Below are 17,527 nucleotides of genomic sequence, written 5' to 3' on the forward strand. Positions count from 1 at the left end.
CAACGTTTCTCGCTCATTTCAACTTGGGTTAATCCGTTATTTTACCCTTTTCCACGGTAAACATCTTCGAATTTTCGTCCGACATGTCCATAACGTGTTCAGCGCTTATGGCGCTGACGAAAACCTGCGACTGCGTGGCTTTTAAGCGGCTGGCAAGCAGCCCGCGCCGCGCGTCGTCAAGTTCCGAGGCAAAATCATCTATCAGGTACAGGCAGCGCCGCCCGCTCTCGCGGGTGAGGAACTCCCCTTGCGCCAGGCGCAGCGCGCACATCAGGAGCTTGAGCTGCCCGCGCGACAGCGTATCTTCCACCGGCGCACCGTCGGCACGAATGCGAAAATCCGCCTTGTGCGGGCCGTGCGCGGTGTAGGTCAACATGCGGTCGCGCTCGAAGCTTCTCTCTAACACCTCGGCATAATCCGTCTCTTTCTCCCAGCCGCGCTGGAAGGAGAAGGTGAGAGAGAACTCGGGTAAAAACTGTTTGCAGGTGTCGGCCATGTCTTCGGCGATACCCGCGCTGTATTCGGCACGCCAGTTGCTGATTTGTTCCGCGAGAGGGATTAACTCCATGTCCCATGGACGCAGCTGGGCGTAACGGGTAACCTGGCGCAACGCGGCGTTACGCTGCTTGAGCAGACGCTTCAGGTTGCTCCAGGCGTTAAAGAAACCGGCTTCGTTGTGAAAGCATCCCCAGTCGAGGAACGCTCTTCTGTATTTGGGGCCGCCGTTGAGTAAAGTAAACCCCTCCGGCGTAATCAGCTGCATCGGCATCAGCAGCGCCAGCTCCGCCACTTTGTGGCCGTCGGTGCCGTCGATGCGCACCTTGCTGTCGCCCTGCTTGTCTTTGGTCAGGCCGATGGCGGTTTCCCGCTCTGCGCCCTGCAAACGTCCGTGCAGAACAAAGGATTCCTGCTCGTGGCGAATGACGCGACCAATCTGCAAACTGCGAAACGCCCGACCGTGGCCGAGCGTATAGATGGCTTCCAGCACGCTGGTTTTGCCGCTGCCGTTCGCGCCAACCAGGAAGTTAAAGCCGGGGGATAAAGCGAGATCCGCGCTTTCGATATTGCGAAAGTCGCGGATCAACAGACGGGTGAGCGACATTACAGTCTCATTGGCATGACAACATAAGCAGCCGACTGTGATGCGGCATCTTCAATCTGTACGCTCGAAACGGAGTCGGTCAGCAGGATGCGCACGTTCTCGCATTTCAGTGCATTGAGCACATCCAGCACGTAGCTGACGTTAAAGCCGATTTCCATCTCAGCCCCGGCGTAGGTGACGTCCAGAATCTCTTCTGCCTCTTCCTGCTCCGGGTTATTAGCGGTGATTTTGATCTGGTTTTCACTCACGTAAAGGCGCACGCCGCGGAATTTCTCGTTAGAGAGGATCGCGGCACGGGCAAACGCCTGCTTGAGGCTATCGCAGCCCGCTTCCAGCGTTTTGTCCGGGTTTTTCGGCAACACGCGGCGATAATCCGGGAAACGGCCGTCAACCAGCTTCGATGTGAAAACAAAATCGCCCACGTGCGCGCGGATGTTGTTGCTGCCGATCTGCACGCGCAGCGGCGTGTCGCCACCGTCGAGCATACGCATCAGCTCAATCACCCCTTTACGCGGCACGATCACCGAATGGTTTGGCAGTGAGTCGCCAATCGGCATAGAACAGACCGCCAGACGGTGGCCGTCGGTAGCCACGGTACGCAGCTCTTCACCTTCGGTTTCGAACAGCATGCCGTTTAAGTAGTAACGAACGTCCTGATGCGCCATGGAGAACTGCGTGGCTTCAATCAGACGCTTCATCGTCGCCTGCGGCAGGGTGAATTCCACTTCACTCTGCCAGTCGTCCAGGTTCGGGAAGTCTGCAGCTGGCAGCGTGGAGAGTGAGAAACGGCTGCGGCCAGAGCGCACCAGCATGCGGTCGCCTTCCAGCTGCACGGCGATTTCAGCGCCTTCCGGCAGCCCGCGGCAGATATCAAAGAATTTACGTGCCGGAACCGTGGTCGCGCCCGCGTCGTGCGGCTGCGTCAGCGTAACGCGCGCGATCATTTCCATTTCCAGATCTGTACCGGTCAGCGACAGCGTACCGTCCGCGACCTGAAGCAGCAGGTTTCCGAGAATAGGCAGCGTTGGGCGGCCGCCTAATGGGCCACTCACCTGTTGCAGCGGTTTTAATAAATGTTCACGTTCAACGGTAAATTTCATAGCGTCACGATGATAATGTTCTGATTAGATTGGAAAAATCTTCTTTTATGTCGTGGCTTTCTTCGCGTAACTGCTCAATCTTGCGACAAGCGTGCAGCACGGTCGTATGGTCACGGCCACCAAACGCATCGCCGATTTCCGGCAGACTGTGGTTGGTTAACTCCTTTGCCAGCGCCATCGCCATCTGACGCGGACGCGCCACCGAGCGGGAACGACGTTTAGACAGTAAATCTGCCACTTTAATCTTGTAGTACTCGGCCACCGTCTTTTGAATATTGTCGATAGTGACCAGTTTTTCCTGCAATGCCAGCAAATCACGCAGCGCTTCACGCACAAAATCGATGGTGATCGCACGACCGGTAAAGTTGGCATTGGCGATAACGCGGTTCAGCGCCCCTTCCAGCTCACGCACGTTGGAGCGCAGACGCTTGGCAATGAAGAACGCCACTTCACCCGGCAGGCGAATGTCGTTCTCATCGGCTTTCTTCATCAGGATCGCAACGCGGGTTTCCAGCTCCGGTGGCTCGATCGCCACGGTCAGGCCCCAGCCGAAGCGGGATTTCAGACGATCTTCAACGCCGTTGATCTCTTTTGGATAACGATCCGAGGTCAAAATGATCTGCTGATTACCTTCCAGCAGGGCGTTGAAGGTGTGGAAAAATTCTTCCTGCGATCGTTCTTTATTGGCAAAGAACTGGATGTCATCGATCAGCAGCGCGTCAACGGAACGGTAGTAACGTTTAAACTCTTCGATCGCATTGTTTTGCAGGGCTTTTACCATGTCCTGAACGAAGCGCTCGGAGTGCATATACACCACTTTCGCGTTAGGCTTGCGGGCCATAATGCCGTTACCTACCGCATGTAGCAGGTGGGTTTTACCGAGACCCGTGCCGCCATAGAGGAACAGCGGGTTGTAGGCACCGCCAGGGTTATCCGCAACCTGACGGGCCGCCGCGCGCGCCAGCTGGTTCGACTTACCTTCAACGAAGTTATCGAACGTGTGTTTCACGTTAACGTTAGAGCGATAGGTTGGCTCTGCGGGGGCAGGGACGTTATCCCAGCCCTGACGAGCGGGTGCGACGCGAGGTGCCGGAGCCGGAACAGCCTGAGCAGGCGCGGCTACATTTACGGTTTCACGAACGGTTTGGGTGACCGGCTTTGTGCCCACTTCAAAACGCAGTTGTGGGACATCTGACCCGCAGAAATCGTTCAGCAGACCATTGATGTTATTAAGGTATTTGTCCCTTACCCAATCGAGCACAAAACGGTTTGGCGCATACAAAGCCAGCGTGTTATCGCTCAGCTCCGCCTGCAACGGGCGGATCCACATACTGAATTCTGTGGCTGGTAACTCATCCTGCAATCGGGCAAGACACTGCTGCCAAAGCGAAAGTGACACGGCGGACTCCACTCGAACAATAAAAGAAAACTATTGAATATTCATGATTGTTGGCGCACATCGACATGACCCTGTGTAAAGGGGGACGTGCGAATTGCTATCTGCAATTTATCCTGACCAGGATCCTGGGATCCCGATCGGGACCGCGGATCATAGCGTAAACTGAGCCAGAGATCTTCTGTTTCTCACAGATTCTTCCCGATTTATCCACAGGAAGATCCGAAACCGGGTAAGTGTAAACGATCCTGGCGCGAGTGCCCCGCGATTTAGCCCGCATATTGGAAAATTTAATGAGCAACGACAATTTATTGCTTAAATGATCTAACGAAGATCCGGGACGATCCTTGCGCTTTGTTGGCGAGGCCGTATAATCCTCGACCCGGCGCGTGATGCTCATCTTCCTGCGTCGTCCGTTGCTCATTTTCCACGCGAAATCGTGCGGAAATACGCGGGAAATAAGGAAAGAGAATTGACTCCGGAGTGTACAATTATTACAATCCGGCCTCTTTAATCACCCACGGCTTCGGCGTCCGTCATTCGAAACTCGGTCGGGCATCCGCAAAAGTCATGAATTTTTTCAAGTTTAGGTAGAAATCGCCATGAAACGCACTTTTCAACCGTCTGTACTGAAGCGCAACCGTTCTCACGGCTTCCGTGCTCGTATGGCTACTAAAAATGGTCGTCAGGTTCTGGCACGTCGTCGTGCTAAAGGCCGCGCTCGTCTGACCGTTTCCAAGTAATAAAGCTAACCCCTGAGTGGTTAAGCTAGCATTTCCCAGGGAGTTACGTTTGTTAACTCCCACTCATTTCACTTTCGTCTTCCAGCAGCCACAACGGGCTGGCACGCCGCAAATCACCATCCTCGGCCGCCAAAATTCGCTGGGGCATCCCCGCATCGGTCTCACAGTCGCTAAGAAAAACGTTAAGCGTGCGCATGAACGCAACCGGATTAAACGTCTGACGCGTGAAAGCTTCCGTTTACGTCAGCACGAATTGCCTTCTATGGATTTCGTGGTGGTGGCTAAAAAGGGGGTTGCCGACCTCGATAACCGTGCTCTCTCGGAAGCGTTGGAAAAATTATGGCGCCGCCACTGTCGCCTGGCTCACGGGTCCTGATAGCCCTCATTCGGGTCTATCAACGCCTGATTAGTCCGCTACTCGGGCCGCACTGCCGTTTCACACCAACATGCTCAAGCTATGGAATTGAGGCATTGCGCAGGTTTGGAGTGATAAAAGGCAGTTGGTTGACGGTGAAACGCGTATTAAAATGCCACCCTTTACACCCCGGTGGAGACGACCCCGTCCCCCCAGGACCTTTTGATACCAGAGAACACTAACGATGGATTCGCAACGCAATCTTCTTATCATCGCTTTGTTGTTCGTGTCTTTCATGATCTGGCAGGCATGGGAGCAGGATAAAAATCCTCAACCCCAGCAGCAGACCACGCAGACTACGACCACCGCAGCGGGTAGCGCCGCCGACCAGGGCGTACCGGCCAGTGGCCAGGGGAAACAGATTACGGTTAAGACCGATGTGCTTGAGCTGACTATCAACACCCGTGGTGGTGATGTTGAGCAGGCGCTGCTGTTGACCTACCCGAAAGAGCTGAAGTCTAACGAACCGTTCCAGTTACTGGAAACCACACCGGAGTTCCTGTATCAGGCGCAGAGCGGCCTGACCGGTCGTGATGGCCCGGATAACCCGGCTAACGGCGCGCGTCCACTGTATAACGTCGACAACGACACCTTTGTGCTGGCTGACGGCCAGAACGAACTCGTTATCCCGATGACCTACACCGACGCGGCAGGCAACACCTTCACCAAAACCTTCACTCTGAAACGCGGTGAGTATGCGGTGAACGTGGGCTACAGCGTACAGAACGCCGGTGCGAAACCGCTGGAACTGTCTACCTTCGGTCAGCTGAAGCAGTCCATCAATCTGCCTTCTCACCGTGACACCGGAAGCAGCAACTTTGCGCTGCATACCTTCCGTGGCGCGGCGTATTCCACGCCTGACGCGAAGTACGAGAAATACAAATTCGACACCATTGCCGATAACGAAAACCTGAACGTCAGCTCCAAAGGCGGTTGGGTAGCAATGCTGCAACAGTATTTCGCAACGGCATGGATCCCAAATAACGACGGTACCAATAACTTCTACACCGCGAACCTGGGCAACGGTATTGCAGCCATCGGCTATAAATCACAGCCGGTTCTGGTTCAGCCGGGTCAAACCGGTAAGCTGGCAAGCACCCTGTGGGTCGGCCCGGAAATCCAGGAAAAAATGGCAGCCGTCGCGCCGCACCTGGATCTGACCGTGGATTACGGCTGGTTGTGGTTCATCTCTCAGCCGCTGTTTAAGCTGCTGAAGTTCATCCACAGCTTCCTGGGTAACTGGGGCTTCTCCATCATCGTTATCACCTTTATCGTTCGTGGCATCATGTACCCGCTGACCAAAGCGCAGTACACCTCCATGGCGAAGATGCGCATGCTGCAGCCGAAGATTCAGGCGATGCGTGAGCGTCTGGGCGATGACAAACAGCGTCAGAGCCAGGAAATGATGGCCCTGTATAAAGCAGAGAAAGTGAACCCGTTGGGTGGTTGCTTCCCGCTGCTGATTCAGATGCCAATCTTCCTTGCGCTGTACTACATGCTGATGGGTTCCGTTGAGCTGCGCCACGCGCCGTTCGCCCTGTGGATCCATGACCTGTCCGCACAGGACCCGTACTACATCCTGCCGATCCTGATGGGCGTGACGATGTTCTTCATCCAGAAGATGTCGCCGACCACCGTGACCGACCCGATGCAGCAGAAGATCATGACCTTTATGCCGGTCATCTTCACCGTGTTCTTCCTGTGGTTCCCGTCAGGTCTGGTGCTGTACTATATCGTCAGCAACCTGGTGACCATCATCCAGCAGCAGCTGATTTACCGTGGTTTGGAAAAACGTGGCCTGCATAGCCGCGAAAAGAAAAAGTCCTGATTCGGTAAGTTAACGCTAAAATAAGGGCGGTCGATTGACCGCCTTTTTTATTTGTATTGAACGAGAACAACCATGAGCCATAACGACACTATCGTCGCCCAGGCAACCCCACCGGGACGCGGTGGTGTAGGCATTCTGCGTATCTCCGGCCTGAAGGCGCGAGAGGTGGCCGAAGCGGTGCTGGGTAAACTGCCAAAGCCGCGCTACGCTGATTACCTGCCGTTTAAAGATGCGGACGGCACGCCGCTGGACCAGGGCATTGCGCTGTGGTTCCCCGGCCCGAACTCCTTCACCGGCGAAGACGTGCTGGAGCTGCAGGGCCACGGTGGCCCGGTTATCCTCGACCTGCTGTTAAAACGTATTCTGACCCTGCCAGGCCTGCGCATTGCGAAGCCGGGCGAGTTCTCCGAACGTGCTTTCCTCAACGACAAGCTCGACCTGGCGCAAGCAGAAGCGATTGCAGACCTGATCGATGCCAGTTCCGAACAGGCGGCACGCTCCGCGCTTAACTCGCTGCAGGGGGCATTCTCCGCACGCGTAAATCATCTTGTGGAAGCACTTACTCACCTCAGGATCTACGTGGAGGCGGCTATCGATTTCCCGGACGAGGAAATCGACTTCCTCTCTGACGGTAAAATCGAAGCCCAGCTCAACCAGGTGATGAACGATCTCGACGCCGTGCGTGCCGAAGCGCGCCAGGGCAGCCTGCTGCGTGAAGGGATGAAGGTGGTCATTGCTGGTCGCCCTAACGCCGGGAAATCGAGCCTGCTGAACGCTCTGGCAGGCCGTGAAGCGGCGATCGTCACCGACATTGCCGGCACCACCCGCGACGTGCTGCGCGAGCATATCCACATCGACGGGATGCCGCTGCATATCATTGATACCGCGGGCCTGCGCGATGCCAGCGATGAAGTGGAACGCATCGGTATCGAACGCGCCTGGCAGGAGATCGAGCAGGCCGACCGCGTACTGTTTATGGTCGACGGCACCACGACCGACGCCGTTGACCCGGCGGAGATCTGGCCGGACTTTATCGCCCGTCTGCCGGCCAAACTGCCGATCACCGTGGTGCGTAACAAAGCAGATGTTACCGGCGAAACGCTGGGCATCAGCGATGTGAATGGTCACTCACTGATTCGCCTGTCGGCGCGTACGGGTGAAGGCGTGGACGACCTGCGTAACCATCTCAAGCAGAGCATGGGCTTTGATACCAGTATGGAAGGCGGCTTCCTGGCGCGTCGTCGTCACCTGCAGGCGCTGGAAGAGGCGGCGAACCACCTTGTTCAGGGGAAAGCGCAGCTGATCGGCGCGTGGGCGGGCGAGCTGCTGGCGGAAGAGCTGCGTCTGGCGCAGCAGAATCTGAGCGAGATCACCGGGGAGTTTACGTCGGACGATCTGCTGGGAAGGATTTTCTCAAGCTTCTGTATTGGTAAATAGTTCCCGCTAATCAATGGTGATTTCCTCTCAGGAAATCACCATTGTCCAAATGGCAACTCGCCTAATCCCTTTTCACCCCCTATCCTGCATGCCTGCATCTATGGGGGGGTTATGGCGCGTTTTCTGTTTTGTAGTTTCGCATTAGTTCTTCTTTATCCGTCAGGCATTGATATGTATCTGGTGGGATTACCGCACATCGCACGCGATCTGGGTGCCAGCGAAGCGCAGCTGCACATCGCGTTTTCGGCCTACCTCGCGGGGATGGCGTCGTCGATGGTCTTTGCCGGGAAAATTGCGGATAAGGCAGGCCGTCAGCCCGTCGCGATTACCGGTGCCATCATCTTTGCCCTGGCCTCTCTTCTCTGCTCACAGGCGCAGAACAGCACCGTGTTCCTGGCAGGACGGTTCATTCAGGGCATTGGTGCCGGTGGCTGCTACGTGGTGGCGTTTGCGATTTTGCGCGACACCTTAAGCGCCCAGCGCCGCGCTAAAGTGCTTTCGATGCTGAACGGCATTACCTGCATCATCCCGGTGCTGGCTCCGGTCGTGGGCTATCTGATCATGCTGAAATTCCCGTGGCAGAGCCTGTTCTGGACCATGGCGGCCATGGGCACGCTGGTGTTTATCCTGTCGATCGCCGTGCTGAAAGAGACCCACCCGGGCTCGCAGAATTCCAGCCATACCGCGACCATTCATCCGGCAGAGAAGCTTCTCAACCGCTTTTTCCTCAGCCGTCTGGCTGTGACGACCTTAAGCGTGGCGGTGATCCTGACGTATGTAAACGTTTCCCCGGTGTTGCTGATGGAGACCATGGGTTTCGATCGCGGTGAGTATTCAACGGTGATGGCATTAACCGCGATGGTTAGTATGGCCGTTTCGTTTTCGACGCCGTTTGCGCTAAATATTTTCAGCCAGCGTACATTGATGCTGACCTCACAGGTTTTATTCCTCGCCGCAGGCGCGATCCTGGCGACCACCAGCTCACATGCGGTGATGCTGGTGGGCATTACCCTCATCTGTGCCGGGTTCTCGGTTGGCTTTGGCGTGGCGATGAGCCAGGCGCTCGGCCCGTTCTCGCTGCGGGCAGGCGTGGCAAGCTCGGTGCTGGGGATCGCACAGGTCTGCGGCTCGTCTCTGTGGATATGGCTGGCGGCAGTCATCGGACTTAACGCGCTCAATATGCTGATCGGGATTCTGATTGCCTGTAGCATGGTCTGCATCACCTTACTTATGGTCATCCGGCCCGCGGCACACTATGAAGAAGCCCATCAGCAGTCTCGATCTTAACCTGTTGCTTTGCCTGCAGCTTTTGCTGCAGGAGCGCAGCGTCACCAAAGCTGCGAAGCGGATGAACGTGACGCCATCGGCGGTGAGCAAATCGCTGGCCAAGCTGCGCGACTGGTTTGACGACCCGCTGTTTGTCAAAACGCCGTTAGGGCTGCTGCCCACCCCGCTGACGGTCAGCCTGGAGCAGGATCTGGCCGACTGGATGCAAATCGGCAACCAGATCCTCGACAAATTCCACCATGATTCGCCAGGCGGGCTAACGTTCGTGCTGGCCGCCGAAACGCCGCTGATGCTCATCCGCTTTAACACCCTGCTGGAGCAGGTCAATCAGCGTTATCCGCAGGCGACGGTGAAGGTGCGTCACTGGGATTACGACTCACTGGACGCCATTACGCGCGGGGAAGTGGACGTTGGCTTCACCGGTCGTGAAACGCACCCGCGCTCGCGTGAACTGCTGAAGCTGATGCCGTGGTTTATCGACTACGAAATCCTGTTTAGCGACCGCCCTTGCGTCTATTTACGCGAGGACCATCCCGCTCTGCAGGAGGAGTGGAATCTGGAGACCTTCCTGCGCTATCCCCATATCAGTATCTTCTGGGAACGGAGCGACACCTGGGCGCTGGATGAGGTGCTAAAAGAGATGGGGCGGGAGAGAAACATTGCCATGTGTTTGCCGGGCTTTGAGCAGTCGATGTTTATGGCGGCACAGCCCGGCCATAACTATATCGCCACGGCTCCCCACTACTGTCGCCACTACAATGAACTCCACCAGCGGAAGCTGATCGCGCTTCCTATTCCCATTGACGAAGCGCAGGCTGAAAAGCTGACCGTTCCCTTCACGCTAATCTGGCATAAACGGAACAGCCATAATCCGAAAATTCTCTGGCTGCGGGAGACCATCAAGGCGTTGTACGGTGGCAGCGATCCAATTTTTGCCTAAGAAAATGTAAAGTTCGGCCCTCAGGCTTCTTTTACTCCTATTTACTGATTAAAACAGGAGTCAAGTTAAGCGATAATCATGTAACCGTTTAACCGATTACGACCATTATCAAGGAGCGAAAAATGGCAACGCACTTTGCAAGAGGGATACTTACAGAAGGACGTCTCGTATCGGCAAGACTCTCTTCAGCCTGTCACAGTGAGGCACTCAAACTCCCCGAACACCGCAGGACGCGGTTTTTAGCCTCCAGAGCGCTTCTCGCAGAACTGCTGTTTATGCTGTACGGCACCAGCGAACTGCCCGAGATCGTCACGCAACCAGAAGGTCGCCCGGTCTTTGCCGACCCGGAACTCCCCCGTTTTTCTATTGCCTATACGGGGAATATCATTGGCGTGGCGCTGACCACCGAAGGCGATTGCGGGCTGGATATGGAACTTCAGCGTGCGACGCGGGGGTTTCATGGCGCAAGCCCGCACGATGACTACCCGCTTTCCAGCAATGAAAAGCTGTGGGTACGCAACCAGAACGATCCTGTTGAAGCCCGTGCCCAGCTCATCACCCTGCGCCAGAGCATTCGCAAGCTCTGCGGATGCGCTTCAGACGATGCCAGCCTGTTGCAATTGTTGCCGGGCTCCGGACGCCTGCGTGCCGCTAAAGCCACGCTTGTAGAGGCGCTCAGCGATGCAGAAGATGTGTTGATATGGTCTGTTGCGGTCAGCCCTGCCATCGAACGGCTAAAAATTTGGGAATTTGACAGCAAAGAGGGATGGAGTAGCCTTCCGGATGTGCCCGAGCGCGCCAACGAGCCCGCCGCACGCCTGATGCGTTTAACCAGTTTACCGGCAGAAAAAGCATTTACCCATAGCTGATCCAATCAGGGTCATCATGATGAAACAGGAGTAATCATGTCTGATACGTTGAAAGTAGTTACGTTACTGGGAAGCCTGCGCAAAGGTTCATTTAACGGAATGGTTGCCCGCACGCTGCCGCAGCTGTCCCCGGCAGGTATGGAAATTAGCGCCCTGCCATCTATTGGTGATATCCCGCTTTATGATGCAGATGTCCAGCAGGAAGAAGGGTTCCCGCAGAGCGTTGAGGCGCTGGCAGAGCAAATTCGCCAGGCCGACGGCGTGGTCATTGTCACGCCAGAGTATAACTACTCGGTTCCGGGTGGCCTGAAGAACGCCATCGACTGGCTGTCTCGTTTACCGGAGCAGCCGCTGTCCGGCAAACCGGTGCTGATCCAGACCAGCTCAATGGGCGCGATTGGCGGCGCGCGCTGCCAGTACCATCTGCGCCAGATCCTGGTGTTCCTCGATGCGATGGTGATGAACAAACCGGAATTTATGGGCGGTGTGATTCAGAACAAGGTCGACCCGCAAACGGGTGAAGTGGTGGATCAGAGCACACGTGATCATCTCTCTGGACAGCTCACGGCGTTTGGGGATTATATCAAGCGGGTGAAGGCGTAAGATCACTGCGGCTTGATGCCCTCACCCTGGCCCTCTCCCTGTGGGAGAGGGAACAAACACTAAAGCCCTTTTCGAAGAAAAGGGCTTGCTGTTTATTTGGCGTCGATAAACACAATCTTCAGCACAAACAGCAGCGCCACGACAATCACGCATGGGCTGAGGTCGCGGAAGCGGCCGGTACCGATCTTCATTACGCAGTAAGAGATAAAGCCCAGCGCGATACCTTCGGTGATAGAGAAGCTGAACGGCATCATCACGGCGGTAATAAAGGCCGGCACCGCTTCGGTTAAATCTTCCCACTTCACGCGCGCCAGACTCGACGTCATCAGCACACCCACGTAAATCAGTGCGCCGGCTGCCGCATACGGTGGAACCATACCCGCCAGCGGAGAGAGGAAAATCACCAGCAGGAACAGGATACCTACCACCACCGCCGTCAGGCCGGTACGGCCGCCCACGGAGACGCCGGAAGAGGATTCAATGTAAGCGGTAACAGACGAGGTGCCAATGAAAGAACCCGCCACGGAAGAGATACTATCCACATACAGCGCCTGCTTCATGCGCGGGAATTTGCCTTTCTCGTCCGCCAGACCCGCTTTGTCGGTCACGCCAATCAGCGTACCGGAGGAGTCAAACAGGTTGACCAGCATGAAGGAGAAGATCACACCCGCCAGGCCCAGGTTCAGGGAGCCCGCCAGATCAACATGGCCAATCACGGTAGAGACGCTCGGAGGCGCAGAGACGATACCGTTATAGTGAACGTCGCCCAGCATCCAGCCCAGCAGGGTGGTCACCACGATGGACACCAGCACCGCCGCATGAATGTTGCGGGAGGCCAGGATCGCGATGATAAAGAAGCCCAGCACGCCCAGCAGCACGTTATGAGAGGTCAGATTGCCAATGCTTACCAGCGTTTCAGGGTTCGCCACGATCACACCGGCGTTTTTCAGCCCCATCATGCCGATGAACAGACCGATACCGCTGGTGATACCCACGCGCAGGCTCACCGGAATGTTCGCAATCATCCAGTAACGCACGCGGAAAATGGTCAGCAGCAGCAGGCCAATAGCGCCCCAGAAGATGGCACCCATGCCAACCTGCCACGGCAGACCCATCGCCTGAACCACCACGAAGGCGAAGAACGCATTCAGGCCCATTGCCGGTGCCAGCGCAACCGGCAGGTTAGCGAACACGCCCATCAGGATGCTGCCAAGCGCCGCAATCAGACAGGTGGTTACAAAGACGGCGCTGGTGTCCATGCCAGCGACGCCCAAAATTTGCGGGTTCACAAAAACGATATAGACCATCGTCAGGAAGGTGGTGAAACCTGCGATCACTTCGGTGCGTGCCGTTGTGCCGTGCTCGCGCAGTTTAAACACGCGCTCAAGCAGACCCTGACCAGATGTCTGGGTAGTGTGTTGTTGACTCATCATCAATTTCCGAACAAGGAGGGAAAATTCGTCGCTATCCTATACCAAAATGCGACAATAGTGGCGGTTACGTGATACTTTTTTCATTGATTTTGCTTATACGGCAACGATTGCGTCCCGGCGAACTGCCGTACGAAAACGTTAAACTTGTTAAAAGGGAAAGGCATGTCCGGAATTGAAGCGGTATTTTTCGACTGCGACGGTACGCTGGTCGACAGTGAGATCATTTGTTCCCGCGCGTACGTCACCATGTTCCAGGAATTTGGCATTACGCTGGAACTCGAAGAGGTGTTCAAACGCTTTAAGGGCGTAAAGCTCTATGAGATTATCGACATCATTAACAAAGAACACGGTGTCAGTCTGGCAAAAGCGGATCTGGAACCGGTGTACCGCGCCGAGGTCGCACGCCTGTTCGATTCTGAGCTGGAGGTCATTGCCGGTGCAAACGCGCTGCTGGATGCAATGACGGTGCCGATCTGTGTGGTCTCCAACGGCCCGGTCAGCAAAATGCAGCACTCGCTCGGCAAGCTTGAGATGCTGCACCATTTCCCGGAAAAGCTGTTCAGCGGCTACGATATCCAGCGCTGGAAGCCAGATCCGGCGCTGATGTTCCATGCGGCAAACGCGATGAACGTCAACGTGAAGAACTGCATTCTGGTGGATGACTCGTCTGCGGGCGCGCAGTCGGGGATTGATGCGGGGATGGAGGTGTTTTACTTCTGTGCCGATCCGCACAACAGGCCGATCGATCATCCAAAAGTAACGACCTTTACCGAGCTGGCGCAGTTGCCGGAACTGTGGAAGGCGCGCGGGTGGGATATTACTCGCTGAGTTTTCCCCTCACCCCGGCCCTCTCCCACAGGGAGAGGGTTAGGGTGAGGGGAAAAATCACTCTTTCGGATCTTTACCCGCCAGCAGCTTGTCCAGTTCGTCGCCGCCCACATGGCGGAAGTCCTGGCCTTTGACGAAGTAGAAAATGTATTCGCAAATGTTCTGGCAGCGGTCGCCGATACGCTCGATAGAGCGCGCGCAGAACAGGGCAGTTAGCACGCTTGGGATCGTACGTGAATCTTCCATCATGTAGGTCATCAGCTGACGGACGATGCCCTCATACTCCTGGTCGACCTTTTTGTCTTCACGGTAGATACGAACTGCTTCGTCCAGATCCATGCGCGCGAATGCATCCAGCACGTCGTGCAGCATCTGCACGGTGTGACGACCGAGCGATTCCAGACTCACCAGCAGCGGCTGGTGCTGCTGAGAGAATTTCTCCAGCGCGGTGCGGCAGATTTTATCCGCCACGTCACCAATACGCTCCAGCTCGGCGATGGTTTTGATGATCGCCATCACCAGACGCAGGTCGCTCGCCGTCGGCTGACGTTTCGCGATAATGCGCACGCAGGCCTCGTCGATAGCAACTTCCATCATGTTGACGTTTTTGTCGCCTTCAATGACGCGCTTCGCCAGCTCGCTATCCTGGTTGTGCATCGCCGTAATCGCATCAGAAAGCTGCTGCTCGACCATGCCACCCATGGTCATTACCTGCGTGCGGATGCTTTCCAGCTCTGCGTTGAACTGGCCGGAAATGTGTTTATTAAGATTGAGGTTGTCCATGGTTTCTCCACATGCACTAAGGCAAATCAACCGTAGCGGCCAGTAATATAATCTTCGGTTTGTTTCTTCGCGGGCCGGGTGAACAGCGCATCCGTATCGCTGAACTCAATCAGCTCGCCCAGGTACATAAACGCCGTGTGATCGGAACAACGTGCAGCCTGCTGCATGTTATGGGTCACGATAACCACGGTGTAATCCTGCTTCAGCTCGGTGATCAGCTCTTCAATACGACCGGTTGAGATCGGGTCCAGCGCCGAGCACGGCTCATCCAGCAGCAATACTTCCGGACGAATGGCGATACCACGCGCAATACACAGACGCTGCTGCTGACCACCGGAGAGAGAGTACCCGCTCTGGTGCAACTTATCTTTGGTTTCGTTCCATAATGCGGCCTTGGTCAATGCCCACTGCACGCGCTCGTCCATATCGGCACGGGAGAGCTTCTCAAACAGGCGAACGCCAAACGCGATGTTGTCATAGATGGACATCGGGAACGGCGTTGGTTTCTGGAACACCATCCCCACTTTGGCGCGCAGCAGGGCGATATCCTGGGCCTGGGTCAGAATGTTTTCGCCATCCAGGATAATTTCACCTTCAGCGCGCTGCTCCGGATAGAGCGAATACATTTTGTTAAAGGTACGCAGCAGCGTGGATTTACCGCAGCCGGACGGACCGATGAATGCCGTGACCTGGTTCTTCGCAATATCCAGGTTGATATTCTTCAGGGCATGGAATTTGCCGTAGTAGAAGTTCAAATCACGAACCTGAATCTTACCCGGGGCAGTATCAACCATACTCATTGACTCATTTCCTCATTCGGCGCCGCGATCTGCCGCGCCGTAAAAAATTAACCGTGTTTCTTCTTCGCGAAAATGACGCGCGCCAGAATGTTCAGCAACAGTACGCAAAGGGTGATGATCAGCACCCCGGCCCAGGCCAGCTGCTGCCATTCCGCGAATGGACTCATCGCAAATTTAAAGATCGTCACCGGCAGGTTGGCGATCGGCTGCATCATGTCCGTACTCCAGAACTGGTTGGAGAGGGCAGTAAACAGCAGCGGTGCCGTTTCACCGGCGATACGGGCGATAGCCAGCAGAATACCTGTCATGATCCCGGAGACCGACGCTTTCAGCGTAATCGCAGAAATCATTTTCCATTTCGGCGTACCCAGCGCGTAAGCCGCTTCACGCAGGCTGTCCGGCACCAGTTTCAGCATGTTTTCGGTGGTACGAATGACGATAGGCACCTGCAGCAGCGCCAGCGCAATCACGCCTGCCCAGCCGGAGAAGTGTTCCATTTGCGCAACCACGATGGTGTAAACAAACAGGCCCACGACAATCGACGGAGCGGAAAGCAGGATGTCGTTAATGAAGCGAATCACCTCTGCCAGCCAGGATTTACGCCCGTACTCCGCCAGATAGATACCGGCCATAATGCCCAGCGGCGTACCGAAGACGGTCGCCCACAGAATCAGCAGGCCACTGCCCGCCAGGGCGTTTGCCAGACCACCACCCGCCGTATTTGGCGGCGGCGTCATCTCGGTGAACAGCGCCAGAGACATGCCATCAATACCACGGGTGATGGTGGACATCAGGATCCAGATCAGCCAGAACAGGCCGAATGCCATCGTTGCCATGGAGAGCGTCAGCGCAATGCGGTTTTTGAAACGACGCTTCGCCTGCATTTTGCGGCGGGATTCCGCAAGCTGAGCGGTGCTTTGCATTTCGAGAGTTGCCATCAGCGTGCCCCCTCATTTTTCGCGAGACGCAGGATCATCAGCTTGGAAATCGCCAGAACAATGAAGGTGATAACGAACAGAATCAGGCCCAGTTCCATCAGCGCTGCGACGTGCAGCCCGGATTCCGCTTCGGCAAACTCGTTCGCCAGCGCGGAAGTAATGCTGTTACCCGGCATATAGAGTGAGGCGCTGTCGAGCTGGTAGGTGTTACCGATGATAAAGGTGACTGCCATGGTTTCACCCAGCGCACGACCTAAGCCCAGCATCACGCCACCGATCACCCCATTTTTGGTGAACGGAAGGACAATGCGCCAGATAACTTCCCAGGTAGTACAGCCGATGCCGTAGGCCGACTCTTTCATCATCACCGGGGTTTGTTCGAAAACATCGCGCATCACCGCCGCAATGTACGGAATAATCATAATGGCGAGGATCACCCCTGCCGCCAGAATACCGATACCGAATGCCGGGCCAGAGAACAGGGCTCCCACAAACGGAACGGCTGAGAGAACATTACCCACCGGTTCCTGGAAGTACGTGGCAAACAGCGGCGCAAAGATAAACAGACCCCACATGCCGTATACGATACTTGGGATGGCTGCCAGCAGTTCAATGGCAATACCCAGCGGGCGACGCAGCCAGCCCGGCGCCAGTTCCGTCAGGAACAGCGCAATACCGAAGCTTACCGGAACCGCAATCAGCAGGGCGATGAACGAGGTCACCAGCGTACCGTAAATCGGCACCAGCGCACCGTAGATGTCGTTCGGCGCGTCCCACTCTTTGGTCCACAGGAAGGAGAAACCGAATTTCTGAATGCTCGGCCAGGAGGAGAAAATCAGAGACACGATAATGCCGCCCAGCAGCAATAGCACAATCAGCGCAGCCAGTTTGACCAGCGCGCCGAAAATCATGTCACCTTTTTTACCCGGAGGGTTAAATGCAGGCTTGGTTGCAGCCATAAATTACTCTTCTTTATGAAACGTCTTACGAATATGCCCGGTGGCGCTGGCGCTTACCGGGCCTAC

18 protein-coding genes are annotated in these 17,527 nt (G+C 55.8%); 10 read left to right on the forward strand and 8 right to left on the reverse strand.

The features are described from left to right. Window positions 1–28: 28 nt before the first annotated feature. Genes recF through dnaA form a run of 3 tightly spaced genes read right to left on the reverse strand, consistent with a single transcriptional unit; the run spans window position 29 to window position 3,601 of the window. Entirely contained in the window at window positions 29–1,102 is a 1,074-nt protein-coding gene (gene recF, locus URZ40_RS11915) for a DNA replication/repair protein RecF (protein WP_163329967.1), read from the reverse strand. After that, complete coding sequence (gene dnaN, locus URZ40_RS11920; protein WP_008500170.1) at window positions 1,102–2,202, reverse strand: DNA polymerase III subunit beta; 1,101 nt, start codon at window positions 2,200–2,202, stop codon at window positions 1,102–1,104. The genes recF and dnaN overlap by 1 nt, the downstream gene beginning before the upstream one ends. A 4-nt stretch (window positions 2,203–2,206) precedes the next feature. Then, complete coding sequence (gene dnaA / locus URZ40_RS11925) at window positions 2,207–3,601, reverse strand: chromosomal replication initiator protein DnaA (protein ID WP_032644944.1); 1,395 nt, start codon at window positions 3,599–3,601, stop codon at window positions 2,207–2,209. A gap of 599 nt (window positions 3,602–4,200) precedes the next feature. On the opposite strand from dnaA, the gene rpmH reads away from it, so the two are divergent. The 9 genes from rpmH to URZ40_RS11970 all read left to right on the forward strand — a co-directional run bounded on the left by rpmH (window position 4,201) and on the right by URZ40_RS11970 (window position 11,720). After that, window positions 4,201–4,341, forward strand: a complete 141-nt coding sequence (rpmH, locus tag URZ40_RS11930; RefSeq protein ID WP_000831330.1) for a 50S ribosomal protein L34 — start codon at window positions 4,201–4,203, stop codon at window positions 4,339–4,341. A gap of 16 nt (window positions 4,342–4,357) precedes the next feature. Continuing rightward, window positions 4,358–4,717, forward strand: a complete 360-nt coding sequence (rnpA, locus tag URZ40_RS11935; protein ID WP_014072458.1) for a ribonuclease P protein component — start codon at window positions 4,358–4,360, stop codon at window positions 4,715–4,717. After that, window positions 4,681–4,938 carry a membrane protein insertion efficiency factor YidD gene (gene yidD, locus URZ40_RS11940; RefSeq protein ID WP_001307474.1) on the forward strand — a complete coding sequence of 86 codons (258 nt, stop codon included), beginning with the start codon at window positions 4,681–4,683 and terminating at the stop codon, window positions 4,936–4,938. The genes rnpA and yidD overlap by 37 nt, the downstream gene beginning before the upstream one ends. Before the next feature lie 2 nt (window positions 4,939–4,940). Next, on the forward strand, window positions 4,941–6,584 hold the full coding sequence (yidC, locus tag URZ40_RS11945) for a membrane protein insertase YidC (RefSeq protein ID WP_320720599.1): 1,644 nt from the start codon (window positions 4,941–4,943) through the stop codon (window positions 6,582–6,584). 72 nt (window positions 6,585–6,656) lie between these two features. Beyond that, entirely contained in the window at window positions 6,657–8,021 is a 1,365-nt protein-coding gene (mnmE, locus tag URZ40_RS11950; protein ID WP_116343658.1) for a tRNA uridine-5-carboxymethylaminomethyl(34) synthesis GTPase MnmE, read from the forward strand. A gap of 111 nt (window positions 8,022–8,132) precedes the next feature. Continuing rightward, a complete protein-coding gene (locus tag URZ40_RS11955) occupies window positions 8,133–9,308 on the forward strand; it encodes an MFS transporter (RefSeq protein WP_316380818.1) in 1,176 nt (391 codons plus the stop codon). Then, entirely contained in the window at window positions 9,277–10,248 is a 972-nt protein-coding gene (yidZ, locus tag URZ40_RS11960) for an HTH-type transcriptional regulator YidZ (RefSeq protein ID WP_116343660.1), read from the forward strand. The genes URZ40_RS11955 and yidZ overlap by 32 nt, the downstream gene beginning before the upstream one ends. 122 nt (window positions 10,249–10,370) lie before the next feature. Continuing rightward, entirely contained in the window at window positions 10,371–11,117 is a 747-nt protein-coding gene (locus URZ40_RS11965; RefSeq protein ID WP_116343661.1) for a 4'-phosphopantetheinyl transferase superfamily protein, read from the forward strand. A 36-nt stretch (window positions 11,118–11,153) separates the two neighbouring features. Continuing rightward, complete coding sequence (locus URZ40_RS11970; RefSeq protein WP_135345652.1) at window positions 11,154–11,720, forward strand: NADPH-dependent FMN reductase; 567 nt, start codon at window positions 11,154–11,156, stop codon at window positions 11,718–11,720. Window positions 11,721–11,812: 92 nt separating this feature from the next. On the opposite strand, the gene adeP is transcribed toward URZ40_RS11970, so the two are convergent. Further along, on the reverse strand, window positions 11,813–13,150 hold the full coding sequence (adeP, locus tag URZ40_RS11975) for an adenine permease AdeP (protein ID WP_163330067.1): 1,338 nt from the start codon (window positions 13,148–13,150) through the stop codon (window positions 11,813–11,815). 165 nt (window positions 13,151–13,315) lie between these two features. On the opposite strand from adeP, the gene yieH reads away from it, so the two are divergent. Further along, window positions 13,316–13,981 (forward strand): 6-phosphogluconate phosphatase, encoded by a 666-nt coding sequence (yieH, locus tag URZ40_RS11980; RefSeq protein WP_316380816.1) that lies wholly within the window; start codon window positions 13,316–13,318, stop codon window positions 13,979–13,981. A 57-nt stretch (window positions 13,982–14,038) separates the two neighbouring features. On the opposite strand, the gene phoU is transcribed toward yieH, so the two are convergent. The 4 genes from phoU to pstC are packed head-to-tail and all read right to left on the reverse strand — an operon-like array spanning window position 14,039 to window position 17,461. Beyond that, entirely contained in the window at window positions 14,039–14,764 is a 726-nt protein-coding gene (gene phoU / locus URZ40_RS11985) for a phosphate signaling complex protein PhoU (protein WP_008500182.1), read from the reverse strand. Window positions 14,765–14,790: 26 nt separating this feature from the next. Beyond that, entirely contained in the window at window positions 14,791–15,564 is a 774-nt protein-coding gene (pstB, locus tag URZ40_RS11990) for a phosphate ABC transporter ATP-binding protein PstB (protein ID WP_010426574.1), read from the reverse strand. A gap of 47 nt (window positions 15,565–15,611) precedes the next feature. Further along, the gene (gene pstA, locus URZ40_RS11995; RefSeq protein ID WP_014881893.1) at window positions 15,612–16,502 is read right to left on the reverse strand and encodes a phosphate ABC transporter permease PstA; all 891 of its coding nucleotides are present in this window, start codon (window positions 16,500–16,502) and stop codon (window positions 15,612–15,614) included. Beyond that, a complete protein-coding gene (gene pstC, locus URZ40_RS12000) occupies window positions 16,502–17,461 on the reverse strand; it encodes a phosphate ABC transporter permease PstC (protein ID WP_028014924.1) in 960 nt (319 codons plus the stop codon). Before pstC ends, pstA begins: the two co-directional genes overlap by 1 nt. Between the last annotated feature and the right edge of the window lie 66 nt (window positions 17,462–17,527).

This window comes from Enterobacter sp. 296B2, from assembly GCF_034106185.1.
GTDB classification, from domain to species: domain Bacteria; phylum Pseudomonadota; class Gammaproteobacteria; order Enterobacterales; family Enterobacteriaceae; genus Enterobacter; species Enterobacter cloacae_N.

Excerpts from the sequence above, each read along its gene's own strand:
- yidC (WP_320720599.1), top strand. The coding sequence starts at position 4,941 with ATGGATTCGCAACGCAATCTTCTTATCATCGCTTTGTTGTTCGTGTCT.
- pstA (WP_014881893.1), bottom strand. The coding sequence starts at position 16,502 with ATGGCAACTCTCGAAATGCAAAGCACCGCTCAGCTTGCGGAATCCCGC.
- mnmE (WP_116343658.1), top strand. The coding sequence starts at position 6,657 with ATGAGCCATAACGACACTATCGTCGCCCAGGCAACCCCACCGGGACGC.
- URZ40_RS11965 (WP_116343661.1), top strand. The coding sequence starts at position 10,371 with ATGGCAACGCACTTTGCAAGAGGGATACTTACAGAAGGACGTCTCGTA.
- rpmH (WP_000831330.1), top strand. The coding sequence starts at position 4,201 with ATGAAACGCACTTTTCAACCGTCTGTACTGAAGCGCAACCGTTCTCAC.
- dnaN (WP_008500170.1), bottom strand. The coding sequence starts at position 2,202 with ATGAAATTTACCGTTGAACGTGAACATTTATTAAAACCGCTGCAACAG.
- pstB (WP_010426574.1), bottom strand. The coding sequence starts at position 15,564 with ATGAGTATGGTTGATACTGCCCCGGGTAAGATTCAGGTTCGTGATTTG.
- yieH (WP_316380816.1), top strand. The coding sequence starts at position 13,316 with ATGTCCGGAATTGAAGCGGTATTTTTCGACTGCGACGGTACGCTGGTC.
- yidZ (WP_116343660.1), top strand. The coding sequence starts at position 9,277 with ATGAAGAAGCCCATCAGCAGTCTCGATCTTAACCTGTTGCTTTGCCTG.
- adeP (WP_163330067.1), bottom strand. The coding sequence starts at position 13,150 with ATGAGTCAACAACACACTACCCAGACATCTGGTCAGGGTCTGCTTGAG.
- URZ40_RS11970 (WP_135345652.1), top strand. The coding sequence starts at position 11,154 with ATGTCTGATACGTTGAAAGTAGTTACGTTACTGGGAAGCCTGCGCAAA.
- URZ40_RS11955 (WP_316380818.1), top strand. The coding sequence starts at position 8,133 with ATGGCGCGTTTTCTGTTTTGTAGTTTCGCATTAGTTCTTCTTTATCCG.
- recF (WP_163329967.1), bottom strand. The coding sequence starts at position 1,102 with ATGTCGCTCACCCGTCTGTTGATCCGCGACTTTCGCAATATCGAAAGC.
- phoU (WP_008500182.1), bottom strand. The coding sequence starts at position 14,764 with ATGGACAACCTCAATCTTAATAAACACATTTCCGGCCAGTTCAACGCA.
- yidD (WP_001307474.1), top strand. The coding sequence starts at position 4,681 with ATGGCGCCGCCACTGTCGCCTGGCTCACGGGTCCTGATAGCCCTCATT.
- pstC (WP_028014924.1), bottom strand. The coding sequence starts at position 17,461 with ATGGCTGCAACCAAGCCTGCATTTAACCCTCCGGGTAAAAAAGGTGAC.